The sequence below is a fragment of the Streptomyces tritici genome (genome assembly GCF_048500665.1).
GTDB lineage: Bacteria > Actinomycetota > Actinomycetes > Streptomycetales > Streptomycetaceae > Streptomyces > Streptomyces tritici.
The window spans coordinates 5,305,121-5,319,123 of the sequence record NZ_CP183183.1; the positions used below are offsets into that span (position 1 = coordinate 5,305,121).

Annotated in this window: 13 protein-coding genes; 8 read left to right on the plus strand and 5 right to left on the minus strand. The window is 73.9% G+C overall.

What is annotated here, in order from left to right; genetic code table 11:
- Nucleotides 1–16 precede the first annotated feature (16 nt).
- Nucleotides 17–991, minus strand: a complete 975-nt coding sequence (locus ACNJ93_RS24560) for an NAD(P)H-dependent flavin oxidoreductase (protein WP_418959592.1) — start codon at nt 989–991, stop codon at nt 17–19.
- Between the two features lie 376 nt (nt 992–1,367).
- Between ACNJ93_RS24560 and ACNJ93_RS24565 the strand changes: the two genes are divergently transcribed.
- Nucleotides 1,368–2,099, plus strand: a complete 732-nt coding sequence (locus ACNJ93_RS24565) for a response regulator transcription factor (protein WP_418959593.1) — start codon at nt 1,368–1,370, stop codon at nt 2,097–2,099.
- On the plus strand, nt 2,096–3,211 hold the full coding sequence (locus ACNJ93_RS24570) for a sensor histidine kinase (protein WP_418959594.1): 1,116 nt from the start codon (nt 2,096–2,098) through the stop codon (nt 3,209–3,211). Before ACNJ93_RS24565 ends, ACNJ93_RS24570 begins: the two co-directional genes overlap by 4 nt.
- 11 nt (nt 3,212–3,222) lie before the next feature.
- On the opposite strand, the gene ACNJ93_RS24575 is transcribed toward ACNJ93_RS24570, so the two are convergent.
- Nucleotides 3,223–3,705 (minus strand): hypothetical protein, encoded by a 483-nt coding sequence (locus ACNJ93_RS24575; RefSeq protein WP_418959595.1) that lies wholly within the window; start codon nt 3,703–3,705, stop codon nt 3,223–3,225.
- Nucleotides 3,706–3,828: 123 nt separating this feature from the next.
- Here ACNJ93_RS24575 and ACNJ93_RS24580 point away from each other — a divergent pair, with 123 nt between their 5' ends.
- The gene (locus ACNJ93_RS24580) at nt 3,829–4,392 is read left to right on the plus strand and encodes a DM13 domain-containing protein (protein WP_418959596.1); all 564 of its coding nucleotides are present in this window, start codon (nt 3,829–3,831) and stop codon (nt 4,390–4,392) included.
- On the opposite strand, the gene ACNJ93_RS24585 is transcribed toward ACNJ93_RS24580, so the two are convergent.
- A complete protein-coding gene (locus ACNJ93_RS24585) occupies nt 4,331–6,961 on the minus strand; it encodes an AMP-binding protein (protein ID WP_418959597.1) in 2,631 nt (876 codons plus the stop codon). The two genes, ACNJ93_RS24580 and ACNJ93_RS24585, sit on opposite strands and share 62 nt — an antisense overlap.
- 160 nt (nt 6,962–7,121) lie before the next feature.
- Between ACNJ93_RS24585 and ACNJ93_RS24590 the strand changes: the two genes are divergently transcribed.
- From ACNJ93_RS24590 to ACNJ93_RS24605, 4 genes are all read left to right on the plus strand, one after another.
- Nucleotides 7,122–8,141, plus strand: a complete 1,020-nt coding sequence (locus ACNJ93_RS24590; RefSeq protein WP_418959598.1) for an iron ABC transporter substrate-binding protein — start codon at nt 7,122–7,124, stop codon at nt 8,139–8,141.
- Between the two features lies 1 nt (nt 8,142).
- A complete protein-coding gene (locus ACNJ93_RS24595) occupies nt 8,143–9,732 on the plus strand; it encodes an ABC transporter permease (RefSeq protein WP_418959599.1) in 1,590 nt (529 codons plus the stop codon).
- Entirely contained in the window at nt 9,729–10,796 is a 1,068-nt protein-coding gene (locus ACNJ93_RS24600) for an ABC transporter ATP-binding protein (RefSeq protein ID WP_418959600.1), read from the plus strand. Before ACNJ93_RS24595 ends, ACNJ93_RS24600 begins: the two co-directional genes overlap by 4 nt.
- Nucleotides 10,797–10,965: 169 nt before the next feature.
- Nucleotides 10,966–11,544 (plus strand): Type-2Aa cytolytic delta-endotoxin, encoded by a 579-nt coding sequence (locus tag ACNJ93_RS24605; protein WP_418959601.1) that lies wholly within the window; start codon nt 10,966–10,968, stop codon nt 11,542–11,544.
- On the opposite strand, the gene ACNJ93_RS24610 is transcribed toward ACNJ93_RS24605, so the two are convergent.
- Together ACNJ93_RS24610 and ACNJ93_RS24615 are read right to left on the minus strand one after the other, a co-directional pair.
- Nucleotides 11,501–11,941 carry a hypothetical protein gene (locus ACNJ93_RS24610; protein ID WP_418959602.1) on the minus strand — a complete coding sequence of 147 codons (441 nt, stop codon included), beginning with the start codon at nt 11,939–11,941 and terminating at the stop codon, nt 11,501–11,503. The two genes, ACNJ93_RS24605 and ACNJ93_RS24610, sit on opposite strands and share 44 nt — an antisense overlap.
- Nucleotides 11,942–12,183: 242 nt before the next feature.
- Nucleotides 12,184–13,131, minus strand: coding sequence for a MurR/RpiR family transcriptional regulator (locus ACNJ93_RS24615; protein WP_418959603.1), 948 nt, complete (start codon nt 13,129–13,131; stop codon nt 12,184–12,186).
- A 163-nt stretch (nt 13,132–13,294) separates the two neighbouring features.
- Here ACNJ93_RS24615 and ACNJ93_RS24620 point away from each other — a divergent pair, with 163 nt between their 5' ends.
- Nucleotides 13,295–13,687 carry a cell division protein SepF gene (locus ACNJ93_RS24620; RefSeq protein WP_418959604.1) on the plus strand — a complete coding sequence of 131 codons (393 nt, stop codon included), beginning with the start codon at nt 13,295–13,297 and terminating at the stop codon, nt 13,685–13,687.
- Nucleotides 13,688–14,003 lie beyond the last annotated feature (316 nt).

Consider the following 14,003-nt stretch of genomic DNA (forward strand, 5'->3'; position numbering starts at 1 on the left):
GTGTCGGGGGCGCGGGTCAGCCGCGCAGGTCGGCGAGCCGGCCGATGATCTTCTCGGCGTCGGCCACGATGCCGCTGACGATCTCCTCGCAGGTCGCGACCGACTCGATGAGCCCCTGCGCCTGCCCCGCCCACCACAGACCGTCGTCCATCTGCCCCTCCTGGAGCACGCGGGTGCGGCCCCGCACGCCGGAGGCCAGCTCGGCGACGTCCGCGAAGACGGCTCCGGGGCGCCGCGAGCGGGCGACGATCTCCTCGGAGATCGCGTTGCGGGCCACCCGGCCGGTGTTGCCGAACTCCCGGAAGACCAGCTGCGTGGCCCGCTCGTCATTGGCGACGATCTGGTCCTTGACGTTCCGGTGCACCGGCGCCTCCGCGCTGGCGACGAACCGGGTGCCCATGTTGATGGCGCAGGCCCCGAGCGCGAGGGCGGCGGCCAGTCCGCTGCCGGTCGCGAAACCGCCGCTGGCGATGATCGGGGTCTCCAACTGCCGTGCCGCGGCGGGGATCAGGACGAGGCCCGGGATGTCCTCCTCTCCGGGGTGCCCCGCGCACTCGAAGCCGTCGATGCTGACCGCGTCGACGCCGAGCTTCTGCGCCTTGAGGGCGTGCCGTACGGCCACCGCCTTGTGGATCACCTTGACGCCCGCGGCCTTGAAGGCCGTCACGTGCTCCGCCGGGTTGCTGCCGGCGGTCTCCACGACCTTGATCCCGCTCTCGATGATCGCCGCGCGGTACTCCGCGTACGGCACCGGCGTGAGGGTCGGCAGGATGGTGAGGTTCACGCCGAAGGGCCGGTCGGTCATCTCGCGGCAGCGCTCGATCTCCCGCGCCAGCGCCTCCGGAGTGGGCTGCGTGAGGGCGGTCAGGAAGCCGAGGGCCCCGGCGTCGGCCACCGCGGAGATGAGGTCCGCCGTGCCCACGCCGGTCATGCCGCCGCACACGATGGGGTGGTCGACGCCGAACAGTTCGGTGAAAGTGGTCGAAATCATGAGGTGACGGGCCGGCCGGGCCCTCTCCGTTCCTGAGCGAAGTGAAATTCGAATCGATTCGGATTCAAGATCTGCTCGACGGCGGCTGTCAAGGTCGGGAGGCGGTGCGAGAGGGCTGTCGCGGTCGGGTGGCAGGTGAACGCGTGTGTCGCATGTGTCACTTCTTATCCGATGTCGATTCGACATCGGCTTCCGTGTCGTGATCCATACCTTCCTCACGGGGCGTGGGCGCACTTCGGGGGCATCGCACCTGGGTCGAGACTTCCTGGTGGGTTTTTCCCCACGTCGCAGCCGCCGTGGTGGTTTCCCCCGTCGCAGCGGCCGCCGGCCCGTACCGGGCGGCGGTCGGGCGGTGCGGGGTGCGACCCTGGGCGGCATGAGCGAATGCGAGGCCGGGGAGCGGTCGGGGCGGATCCTGGTGGTCGAGGACGATCCGACCGTGGCCGAGGTGGTTGCCGGATACCTGGAGCGGGGCGGGTTCGCCGTCGACCTGGCCGGTGACGGGCACGAGGCACTGCGGCGGGCCGGGGAGCGGTGGCCGGACCTCGTCGTCCTGGACCTGATGCTGCCCGGCCTGGACGGGCTCGAAGTGTGCCGGCGGCTGCGGGAGTCCGGACCCGTACCGGTGATCATGCTCACCGCGCGGGCCGGCGAGGAGGACCGGATCACCGGCCTCGAGGTCGGCGCCGACGACTACGTCACCAAGCCCTTCAGCCCGCGCGAACTGGTGCTGCGCGTCGGTTCCGTGCTGCGCCGCACCCGGCGGGCGGACGCGCCGGCCGCGCGTCCGGCGCTGCGGGCGGGGGACCTGGCGGTCGAGCCGGCGACCCGCCGGGCCGTCCGGGGCGGCCGCGAACTCGCGCTGACCCTGCGGGAGTTCGACCTCCTCGCGTACTTCATGGAACGGCCGGGCGTCGCGCACACCCGCGAGGACCTGATGCGCCGGGTGTGGGGCTGGGACTTCGGCGACCTGTCCACCGTCACCGTCCACGTACGGCGGCTGCGCGCCAAGATCGAGGACGACCCGGCCCGCCCCCGGCTCATCCGGACGGTGTGGGGCGTGGGCTACCGGTTCGAGCCGGAGGACCGCGAGGAGGCCACGCCGTGAGGGACCTGCTGCTCATCGCCCTGTTCGCGCTCGGCGGCGCCGTCTGCGCCGGCCTCGTCGGCGCGCTCGTGCTGCGCCTCGTGCGCCACCGCTCCGTCGCCGTGTCGCTGGCGGTCGTCGCGGCGGTCACGGTGACCGCGATGCTCGCCGGCACCCTCGCCGTCGCCGAGGCGATGTTCCTGTCCGCCCACGACCTGTGGGTGGTGACCGTCGTCGCCGCCATGGCGGGACTCGTCTCGCTCGGCACCGCGCTCGTCCTCGGCCGCTGGGTCGTGGCCCGCAGCCGCGCCCTCGCCCTGGCCGCGCGGGACTTCGGCGAGGGCGGCGGCTTCTCCGCCCCGGACGGCGCCGCCACCACCGCCGAACTCGCCGCGCTCACCCGCGAACTGGCCGCCACCAGCGCCCGGCTCGACGCCTCGCGCAGCCGCGAACGCGCGCTGGAGGCGTCCCGCCGCGAACTGGTCGCCTGGATCTCGCACGACCTGCGCACCCCGCTCGCCGGGCTGCGGGCGATGGCGGAGGCCCTGGAGGACGGCGTGGCCGCCGACCCCGCCCGGTACCACCGGCAGATCCGCACCGAGGTCGAACGGCTCACCGCCATGGTCGCCGACCTCTTCGAACTGTCCCGCATCCACGCCGGCGCGCTCGCCCTGAGCCCCGCCCGGGTCTCGGTGTACGACCTGGTCGGCGACGCCCTGAGCGGCGCCGATCCGCTGGCCCGCGAGCACGGCGTGCGGCTGGTGGGGGAGGAGGTCGAGGCGGTGCCGGTGGAGGTGGACGGCAGGGAGATGACGCGGGTCCTCGCCAACCTCCTCGTCAACGCGATCCGGCACACCCCGGCCGACGGCACGGTCGCCGTCGCCGCCGCACGCCGCGCCGGCACGGTCGTCCTGTCCGTCACCGACGGCTGCGGCGGCATCCCCCAGGAGGACCTGCCGCGCGTCTTCGACACCGGCTGGCGCGGGAGCGAGGCCCGTACGCCCCCGGCCGGCGCGGGCCTCGGCCTGGCCATCGTCCGCGGCATCGTGGAGGCCCACGCGGGCCGCGCGGAGGTCCGCAACGTCCCCGGCGGCTGCCGCTTCGAACTCACCCTGCCGGCCGCCTCCGGCTGAGGAGAGCCGGGTCAGGAGCGGCTCGGGAAGGGCTCCAGGGACCGTTCCCACTCCTCGGCGGCGCGGAGCAGCGCGGCCGTGCCGAGCCGTATCCCCACCCAGTACTGGTAGAGGCCCGGCTTGGCGTCGCCCCGCTGCCACGGCGGTGCCGCCTCCAGGGACAGGTGGACCCGGATCACGACCGCCTCCTCGTCCCGGGCGGCGACGCCGAACCCGAGGACGGGCTCGACGAACAGGTCGTCCGGCCACCAAGAACCGTCGTCAGGGCCCGTGACGGGAACGGTCCCCGCCGCCGCCCCCCGCAGCCAGGCGGCCACGGTACGCGCCTCGTCGGTCAGCAGGCAGGGGTCGGCGAAGGACCACCGGCCCTCGGGCGTCGTGACCGAACCGCCGATGATCAGCCAGTTGTCGTCCCAGGGGTTCCCGCAGACCACGGGGAACTGGTAGCGCAGCGGGCGGAGGTCGACGCTGTTCGTTCCATCGCTCAATCGCACCGCCGCAGCATGTCATGGGCCGGGCGCGCCGTAAGACTTCCGTCATCCCGTCCCCCCTTCCCGTCCGCCCCCGCCCCGCGTTGGATGGCTCAGGAGAAGGCAGCGGTCGTGAGGAGGTGCGCCGTGGGGCGCGTGGCGAAGAAGTGGTGGGGTGTCGTCGCCGTGGCGGCGGCGGTGGTCGTGGCCGCGGGGCTGGTGTGGTTCAAGCCCTGGGCGCTGTGGGTCGACGAGACCGTGAACGAGTCCCTGCCGGCGCCGAGCGCCTCGCCGGCCCCGAGCGCCCCGCCCTCCGGCACGGGCACCACCCCGCCCGCCGCCACCCCGCCCGCCGGTCCCGTCACCGTCGCCCAGGGCACCTTCATCAGCCACGAGCACCGGACCCAGGGCACCGCCAAGGTCGTCCGCCTCGCCGACGGCAGCCACACCCTGCGCCTGGAGGGCCTCGACACCAGCAACGGCCCGGATCTGCGCGTCTGGCTGAGCGACGCCCCGGTCAAGGAGGGCACGGCCGGCTGGCGCGTCTTCGACGACGGCGCCTACGCGAACGTCGCGGCGCTCAAGGGCAACAAGGGCGACCAGAACTACCCGCTGCCCGCCGACCTCGACTGGTCCGCCTTCCGCAGCGTCAGCATCTGGTGCGACCGCTTCGACGTCTCCTTCGGAGCAGCGACCCTGGCACGCGTCTGACGGCCGCCGCGGCCCGCGGGAACCGCTCCGGGACGTACCGGATCAGGGCCGCCACGGCCCACGCGTACGCCACGCCGAAGACCAGCGACGCCGCCAGGGCCAGCGGTTCGGAGATCTGGTCGAAGAGCGGGTACACCTGCCAGTGGGTCAGGTAGATCGCCAGCGAGCTGCCCGCCAGCAGGCCCCCGAGCCGGTTGAGCGGGCGGCTGCTCGGCAGCGTGGGGAACCAGACCAGGAGCGCGAACCCGGCCATCACGAACGCCTCGCGGCGCGGCTCGCCGGGGAAGAAACCGGGCACGGTCGCGAGTCCGGCGACCGTGACCAGCAGCCGCTGCCACACGGTGCGGGTCCGGGCCGCCGCCCAGCCGAGGGCGAACAGCCAGAAGACGGTGACCGCGTCGGTGATCCGGGTCCGGTCCGGCAGCCCGGCCAGTTCGTAGCGGGTGAGCAGTCCGAGGCCGGCGAGCAGGAGCGGAAGCCCGTACGGGAAGCGGCGCTCCGCCCGGTCGACGGCCGGGACCGCGAGGAGCAGCAGCATCGTCAGCAGGATGTAGACCAGCGCTTCGACGAACCACAGATGGATGCCCGACCCCATGGCCTGCGGGAAGAGCAGGTTGTGGACGAGCAGCAGGTTGCTCAGGTCGTAGTCGTCGCTCACCAGGAGCGCGAAGGCGGTCCACGCCATGCACGGCAGCGCGATGCGTGCGATCCCGCGTCCGGTGCGCCGCATCCGGTCGCGGCGTTCGTCGGAGGTGAGCAGGAAGCGGGCGAAGTTGAACCCGGCGACGGCGAGCAGCAGATGGGCGCCGCCGCGGATCTCGAAGAGCCGGATGTGGGTGCCGACGACGCAGACGATGGCGACGGCGCGCAGCGCCACGCTCGTCTCCATGGCACGCCGGCGGCGGGCGGAGCGCCGCAGGTCGCGGATCGGGGCGGTGTGCCAGCCGGGCGGAAGGTGGCCGAGGCGCTCCTCCAGCTGCACCGACATCTCCACGTACGACAGGGAGTCCCCGCCCAGGCCCACGAACGAGCTGTCCGGGGTGACGTCGGTGCGGTCCAGGATCCGGGCGTACAGGGCGCACAGGTCCTCGGCCGAGGCGCCGCCGGAGTCCGGCGCGCCCCCGGAGCCGGAAGCGCCGCCGCCGTCCGTGGCGGGCGCCTGCTCGCGCCCGGCCAGCGCCCGTACCGCCGTGTAGTCCGGCTTGCCGTTGCCCAGCCGGGGCAGTTCGTCGGCCAGGTGCACGTCGACCGCCCGGGCCGGCAGCCCGCACTCCTCCGTGATCCGCCGCCGGATCCGCCGTACGTCCCAGCCGGGCCGGCGGACCGCCGCGACGACGAGCCGTTCGTCGTCGCCGGCGCACAGCGCCCGCACCCCGTGCCGTTCGAGCATGGACTCCACCTGCTGCGGGTCGATCCGCAGGCCGAGGATCTTCAGGAAGCGGGAGCGCCGGCCCACGATCTCGTACAGCCCGTCCTCGGTGCGCCGGGCCAGGTCCCCGGTGCGCAGCACGTCGACGGTGCGGCCGAGCGCGAGGTCGTCGGGGGTGCGGGCGTAGCCGAGCATGACGTTCGGGCCGGAGTAGACGAGCTCGCCGACGCCGGGGGCGGTGTCCTCGCCGGGCAGCGGTTCGAGGGTGAACGAGCCGCCGGGGACCGGGATCCCGATCGCGCCGGGGTGGGTGGTGGCCCGCTCGGGCGGCAGGTACGCCATCCGGGCGGTCGCCTCGGTCTGCCCGTACATCACGTACAGGTCCCAGCCGCGCCGCTGCCCCAGCTCGGCGTAGCGGACGACGCGTTCGGGCGCGAGCCGGCCGCCGGCCTGGGTGACGTACCGCAGCCGCGGCAGGTCCATGTCGGCGAAGCCGACCCGGTCGAGCAGGTCGAAGGTGTACGGGACGCCCGCGAGGGAGGTGCCGCCGGCGGAGCGGAACAGCTCCCAGAAGCAGGCGTCCGCGACGGACAGGCCCGTCAGGACCAGGCCCGCGCCGCGCAGCAGGTGGCTGTGCAGCACCGACAGGCCGTAGCAGTAGTGCATCGGCAGGGTCGTCGCGGCCCGGTCGGACTCCCGGATGCCCAGGTACGCGGCGATGGACTCGGCGTTCGCCTGGAGGTTGTCGTACGAGAGCCGGACCAGCTTGGGGGAGCCGGTGGAGCCCGAGGTGCTGAGCAGCAGCGCGAGGTCCGGGTGGAAGCTGTGCGCGGAGCCGGCCCGGCGCTCCTCGACCCGCCACTCGCCCGGCCCGGGGCGGACGACGACGTCCGGGTCGTACGCCTCGGTGAGCGCGGCGACGGCCTCGGGGTGGTCGCCGGGCACGAGCAGCACCGGGTGCCCCGAGGCGAGGGCGGCCAGATGGACGACGAGCGCTTCCACGTCGTTGGCGCCGGGCAGCAGCACGAGGCGGCGGCCGGCGCCGAGCCGTTCCGCCGTCCGGGCGACGCGTGCGGCCAGCTCCCGGTACGTCAGGGAGCCGCCGGCGGTGAGCACGGCGGTGCGGTCGCCGTGCAGCGCGAGGCCGGCGGCGAGCGGGAGCAGACTGCCGCGGGCGGGCGGCGAGGGGAGCAGCGTCACGCGCGCATCGTAGGTAAGGCTAACCTGATCGAGAAGAGGGGGAGTCCATTCCGGATGCCTGTTCGCGACGCGTTCGTTATGCCGGATGACTTGACCTTAGGTTAGCTTTACCTTATTAATGCCCGTATCTGTTGGTTCCTCAGGAAGGCACCCCCGTCCCATGCGCCGCCCCCTGGTCCGCACCCTCACCGCGCTCGCCGCGGCCGTCCTCCTCGGTCCGGCGCTCGCGGCCTGCGGCAGCGACGAACCGGCCGACCTGGTCATCTACTCCGGCCGCAACGAGAACCTCGTGAAGCCGCTGATCGAGAAGCTGGAGAAGCACCTCGGCGCGAACGTCGAGGTCCGCTACGGCGACAGCGCCGAGCTCTCCGCCCAGCTCCTCGAAGAGGGCGACAAGACCGAGGCGGGACTCTTCCTCTCCCAGGACGCCGGCGCCCTCGGCGCGCTCTCCACCGAACAGCGCCTCGCCAAGCTCCCGCAGACCACCCTCGACAAGGTCGCCGCCGCCCACCGCAGCGCGGCCGGCGACTGGGTCGGCGTCAGCGGCCGGGTCCGCGTGCTCGCCTACCACCCGGGCCAGGTCCCGACCCCGCCGGACAGCGTCCACGAGCTGGTGAAGCCGGAGTGGAAGGGCAAGATCGGCTTCGTCCCGACCAACGCCTCCTTCCAGGCCTTCGTCACCGGCATGCGCGTCCTGGAGGGCGACGACGCCGCCCGCACCTGGCTCAAGGGCCTGAAGGCCAACGCGCCCAAGAAGTACGAGAACAACCTCAAGGTCCTCGAAGCGGTCGACAAGGGCGAGGTCGCGCTCGGCCTGGTCAACCACTACTACTGGTACGAGCAGGCCGCCGAGAAGGGCGCCGGCAAGCTCACCGCCAAGATCCACTACCTTCCCAAGGGCGACCCGGGCGGCCTCGTCAACGTCGCCGGCGTCGGCATCCTCAAGGGCGCGGACACGAAGCAGGCCGCCTTCGCCCAGAAGGCCGCCGACTACTTCCTCTCCGCCGAGGCGCAGGAGTACTTCGCCCAGGAGACCAAGGAGTACCCGCTGGCCGCCGGCGTGAAGAGCGCCGAGGGCGTCCCGCCGCTGGAGAGCCTGCAGCCGCCGAAGATCGACCTCGGCAAGCTGGACTCCCTCAAGCAGACCCTGGCCATGCTCCAGGAAGTCGGACTGGTCTGACGTGACTTCACCGGAGCGCTCCGCCCCGGCCCGTCGCGACCCCCGCCCGGCGAGCGCCCCCGCGCCCGCCGGGCGGCGGCGCGCCGGAGGCCGCCCCGGGTGGATCCTGATCGTCCCCGCCACGGCCGCGGCCCTCCTCGCGGTGCTGCCGCTGGGCTACCTCGCGGTGCGCGCGCTCGAACGCGGCCCCGCCTACGCCTGGGACGTCGTCGCCGACGCCCGCACCGGCGAACTGCTGCTGCGCAGCCTGGCCCTGACCGTGACCGTCGTCGCCGCCTGCCTGGTCATCGGCGTCTCGCTGGCCTGGCTCACCGTCCGCACCGCCCTGCCCGGCGCCCGCGCCTGGTCCGTGCTCGTCACCCTGCCGCTGGCGGTGCCCAGTTACGTCACCGCCTTCGCCTGGCTGTCCGCCGCGCCCTCCCTGGCCGGCTACACCGGCTCCGCGCTCGCGCTGACCCTGGCCAGCTTCCCGTACGTGTACCTGCCGGTCGCCGCCGCGCTGCGCGGCACCGACCCCGGGCACGAGGAGGTCGCCCGGTCCCTCGGACACGGCCCCCTGCGCACCTTCCTGCGCGTCACCCTGCCGCAGCTGCGGCCCGCCGCGGCCGGCGGCGGACTGCTCGTCGCGCTGTACGTGCTCTCCGACTTCGGCGCCGTCTCGCTCATGCGGTACGACACCTTCACCCTCGGCATCTACACCTCGTACCGGGCCAGTTTCGACCGCACCCCGGCCGCCGCGCTCGGCGCCGTGCTCGTCGTCATGACCGTCGCGCTCGTGTACGCCGAAACGCGCTCCCGCGGCCGCGCCGACTACGCCCGTACCGGGACCGGCACCGCGCGCCGCGCCGTTCCCGCGGCCCTCGGCCGGTGGCGGCCGGCGGCCCTCGCCTGGTGCGGCGGCCTCGTCGCCGCCGCCGTCGGCTTCCCGCTCGCCGTCCTCGGCTACTGGCTCACCGTCGGCACCTCCGCCACCTGGGACCCGGCCGGACTCACCTCCACCGCGCTCGCCACCCTCGGCGTCGCCGCCGGCGGCGCGGCGCTCACCACGGCGCTGGCGCTGCCCGTCGGCGTGATCGCCGCCCGCTCCCGCGGCCGGCTCGCCCACCTGCTCGAACAGGCCGCGTACGCGGGCCACGCCGTGCCCGGCATCACCGTCGCGCTCGCCATGGTCTTCTTCGCCGTGCGCTACGCGCGCCCGCTGTACCAGGAGACGCCGCTGCTGATCTGCGCGTACGCGGTGCTCTTCCTGCCCGTCGCGGTCGCCGCCACCCGGGCCGCCGTGCTCCAGGCGCCGCCCGTCCTCGACGACGTCGCCCGCTCGCTCGGCCGCACGCCGTTCGGCGTGCTGCGCGAGGTCACCGTGCCGCTCGCGGCCCCCGGCATCGCGGCCGGCGCGGCCCTGACCTTCGTCGTCTGCATGAAGGAACTCCCGGCCACCCTGCTCCTGCGCCCCACCGGCATGGACACCCTGGCCACCCGGCTGTGGACGGAGACCGGCAGCGGCTCGTTCGCCGCCGCGGCCCCGTACGCCGCCGCGCTGATCCTGCTGGCCGCCGTCCCCTCCTACCTCCTCGGAAGGCACCGCTCATGAACGACCTCCAGGCGGCCGGCGACCTCCAGGTGGCCGGCGCGGTCAAGGCGTACGGGCCCGGCGCGCCGGTCCTCGACGGTCTCGACCTCACCGTGCCGGGCGGTGCCCTCGCCGCGGTCCTCGGGCCCTCCGGCTGCGGCAAGACCACGCTGCTGCGGGTCGTCGCGGGCTTCCTGCGCGCCGACGCGGGCACCGTCACCGTCGCCGGGCGGCTCCTCGGCGGCCCCGGCGTCCATCTGCCGCCCGAGCGGCGGCGGATCGGCATCGTGCCCCAGGAGGGCGCGCTCTTCCCGCACCTGAGCGTGGCCCGCAACATCGCCTTCGGGCTCCGGGGGGCGGATCGCGCCGCGAAGCGGGCGCGGGTCGCCGAGCTCCTGGAGCTGGTCGGGCTCGCCGGCTACGGCGACCGCATGCCGCACGAGCTGTCCGGCGGCCAGCAGCAGCGGGTCTCGCTGGCCCGCGCGCTCGCTCCCGAACCCCAGCTCGTGCTGCTCGACGAGCCGTTCAGCGCCCTGGACACCGGCCTGCGCGAAACCGTGCGGGCCGACGTCCGCGCGGTGCTGCGGGCCACCGGCGCGACCGCCGTGCTCGTCACCCACGACCAGCAGGAGGCGCTGTCCACGGCCGACCTGGTCGCCGTGCTCCGCGAGGGCCGGGTCGCCCAGTGCGCCGCCCCGGAGGAGTTGTACCGGCGGCCGGCCGACCCGTGGGTGGCCTCCTTCGTCGGCGACGCCGTCTTCCTGCCCGGCGAGGCCGAACGGGACGCCGTCCGCACCGCCCTCGGCACCCTCCCGCTCGGCCCGGCGCCCGCCGGCCTCAAGGCCGGTACCGTCCTGCTCCGCCCCGAACAGCTGCGGATCACCGACGCGGACACCGCCCAGGCCGAGGGCACCGTCACCGACGTCCGCTTCCTCGGCCACGACGCCCTCCTGGCCGTAGCGGTCGACGGGCTCGACGAGCCGCTGACGGTACGCGCCCCGGGCCCCGTTCCGGCCCGCCCCGGCGACCGCGTCGGCATCACGGTCACGGGCGAGGCGACCCTGCACGCGCCCGACCGAGGCTGACGGCGCGTCGGGACGTGGGGAAGGGGCGGCGTCGCCGGGAAGGGCCGGGCGTCGTCCGGCCGGGCGACCCGTCCGTAGCGCGGGACGGCGGTGCCGGGCGGCGCGGGTGATCGGCATACTGACCGCTCCCGATCACCGCTGCACCGCAGCCGTACCCGCAGGAGGACGCATGGCCGCGAGTTTCAGGACCGTCATCGAGGTGGGCGAGGAGCACCTCGAACAGGCCCGCGCCGTCGACCGGTTGTTCCAGGAGGCCATCGCCCCGGCCACCGTGGACTTCGACTTCGAGCACATCCACGCGGCGGCCGCCGCCGTCCCCGACAGCGAGATCGTGCGGATGGTCCGCGGCTGGGGACTCCAGGAGCACGCCCCCGTCATGGTGATGGTGATGTCCCTGAAGGAGGCCGTGCGGCAGGCGCTGCCCGCCGAGTTCGCCGAGGCGGGCTTCTGGGGCACCGTCGAGCAGGAGCTCGTCCGCGCGTTCACCGGGCTCGCCGCCCAGGAGGGCGCGCCGGGGCTCTCGTACTACGACGAGGGCCCCGACCGCACCAGTTACTACCGTGACCTGTTCTTCGCCCTGCAGGACGCCGAGACAGGCCGGCACCTGTACGCCATCGCGTTCTGCATCGACGTGACGCTCGGCGTGGACCGGGCGCGGGCCGAGGCGCTGCAGCCGGCGGACGTGGTGCCGTTCGCGCTCCGGCTCAACGCGATCGTGCTGCGTCAGGAACTGTCGCTCGCGGCCTGACCGCGACACGCGCCGGCCCGCCGTCCCGGGCCGCGCCGCCCGCGCGCAGCGCCTCCGTCACGAGGCGGACGTCGCGCGCCAGCCGTCCGAGATGGTCCAGCTCGACGGCGTACATCTGGATCGCGTTCTCGATCACGGGGTCGGGGACGCCGAGCGCGGGCAGTTCCGCCCGCGAGGTCTGCAGAGCCACCCGAACCGTCCTGATCTCCTGCTGGATCTGGAGCTGCGCGTGCCGCGCGAGCAGGACCGGGTGACGGGTGAGCGGGGAGTAGCCGGCGTAGCGGGCCGGCAGGAGTTCGCGCAGCCAGCGGGTGGCCGTGCGTTCCCAGTCGCGGTGGCCGGGGGGCCTGACCTCCGGGGGCCAGTCGGCACCGACGGTGGAATAACTCGGGGACATCGTTGTCCGTTCCGACGGGGTACGAGAGGGAGGGGCGCGGCGGTCCCGGCCCAGGGGTTGACCGGAACCGCCGCGGAAAGGGCACCGGGGGCCCGACGGATGAGGAGGGGGGTCGGTAGAGGCCCGGTGTCCAGGACAGTAAATATATATACTGTTGAGTAAGGCAAGGGTATGAAAAATTTCATTCCCTTCGATGGCCTGAATATGGGCCGTGAACCCCGCGTTCCCGCCGGTTCCGGCCCTCAGTCGTCGAGGAAGAAGCTGTGCTGCTCCGCGGCCTGCTCATAGCCCTCGAGCCGCCGCTGCGTCCGTTCCGGATCCGCGTCCGCCATCGCCTGCAGCAGGGAGGCCGCGACCAGTTGCGGCGCCGCGTACGAGTCGAACACCAGCCGCGAGCCCGTGCCCGCCGTGAAGACCGCGTCGGCCTCGTCCACCAGCGGACCCAGCGCCAGATCCGTGATCAGCGCGATCCGCAGCCCGATCCGCCGCGCCGCCCGCAGCGCCGCCAGCGTCTCCTGCGCGTGCCGGGGCATCGCGAACGCCAGCACCCAGCTGCCGCCCGCCTCGCGGGACTGCAGCAGCGCGTCGTACGAGACGCTGCCGCCACGCGTCACCACGCGTACGTCGGGGTGGATCCGCCGGGCCGCGTACGCGAAGTACTCCGCGAGCGACACCGAGATCCGCAGGCCCAGCACCGTCAGCGGCATCGAGCGGGCCAGCTCCCGGCCGATGTCGAGCACCTGGTCGGTGTCGGCGAGGACCCGGCGCAGCGACTCCAGGTTGTCGATCTCCGCGTCCACCGCTGCCTGCAGCTCGTTGCCGCGGTCGGCGCGCAGATCGGCCGCGTCCTTGACGCGGGCCGCCGCGCTCAGCGCGATCGGCTGCAGCGCCTCGCGCAGCGCCGGGAAGCCGCTGAAGCCGAGCGAGGTCGCGAAGCGCGTCACCGACGGCTGGCTCACCCCGACCCGCTCCGCGAGGTCGGTGATCGACAGGAACGCGGCCTCGGTGAGGTGGTCCGTCATGTACTGCGCGATGCGCCGCTGCCCCGGCGACAGCCGGTGGCCGCCGAACAGGGCACGGACCCGGTCCGCGGGGGACGACTCCGGGCCGGCCGACGGCGGCCGGCCGCCGTCACGTCTGCCCGGAGTGATCGCGGCGGCCTGGGCACGCGCCTGCTGATCTGATGGCACGGGGTGCCTCCCTTTGTGTCACGCTTCCGCCCAAGATAGTTCACCGCCGGTGACCGTGGCGGTGCCCGCCGCCCAGGCGCTCAGGCCCGATGATCAAGCTTCCGCGGCGGGCCGGGTCGTGTCGCTGTTGGGCCGAACGGGTGAGGGGCGCGAGGATGGGCGCATGAGTAGGTACGAGAGGTACGACGTCACCGACGAGCAGTGGGAGGGCCTCGCCCAGGTCCTGCCGCTGCGCGGACGCGACGAATGGCCGTCCAGGGTCGACCACGAGGCGATCCACGACCGGTACGAGTCCGCCGAGCAGCGCCGCATGGTGGTGCTGCGCGTCCAGGTCTTCGCCGACGCCCGCGAGGTCGCGGAGTACCTCATCGCGCAGATCCCCGTGCTGCTCGACCTGACGAGCGCGGACCCGGACGTCGCCAAGCGCATCCTCGACTTCAGCAGCGGCGTGGTCTTCGGTCTGGGCAGCGGCATGCACCGGGTCGACCGCAACGTCTTCCTGCTCGCCCCGGCCGGCACCGAGGTGGAGGGGGCCGTGGAGGCGGCGGAGGCGTAGGGACCGTCGGACGCGGGGTGGCGGCTCGCCGGTGAGGGCGGGACGCGGGGTGGTGGCTCGCCGGTGAGGGCGGGGTCCCTCGTACGGTGGAAGGTCGCCACGGTGGAACGGTTCGTCGTGCGGTGCCCGCCCTACCGTCCGTGTCCATGGACGCCTCCCACTCCCCACGTTCCTCCGGAACCTCACTTGCCTCGGGTTCCTCTCTTTCCTCAGGCCCCTCCGGGGTCCCGCGTTCCTCGGGTCTCTCCAGGGCCTCGGGTCCCTCCGGGGCCTCGGGTCTCTCCAGGGCTTCGGGTCCCCCGGGGGCCTCTGGTCC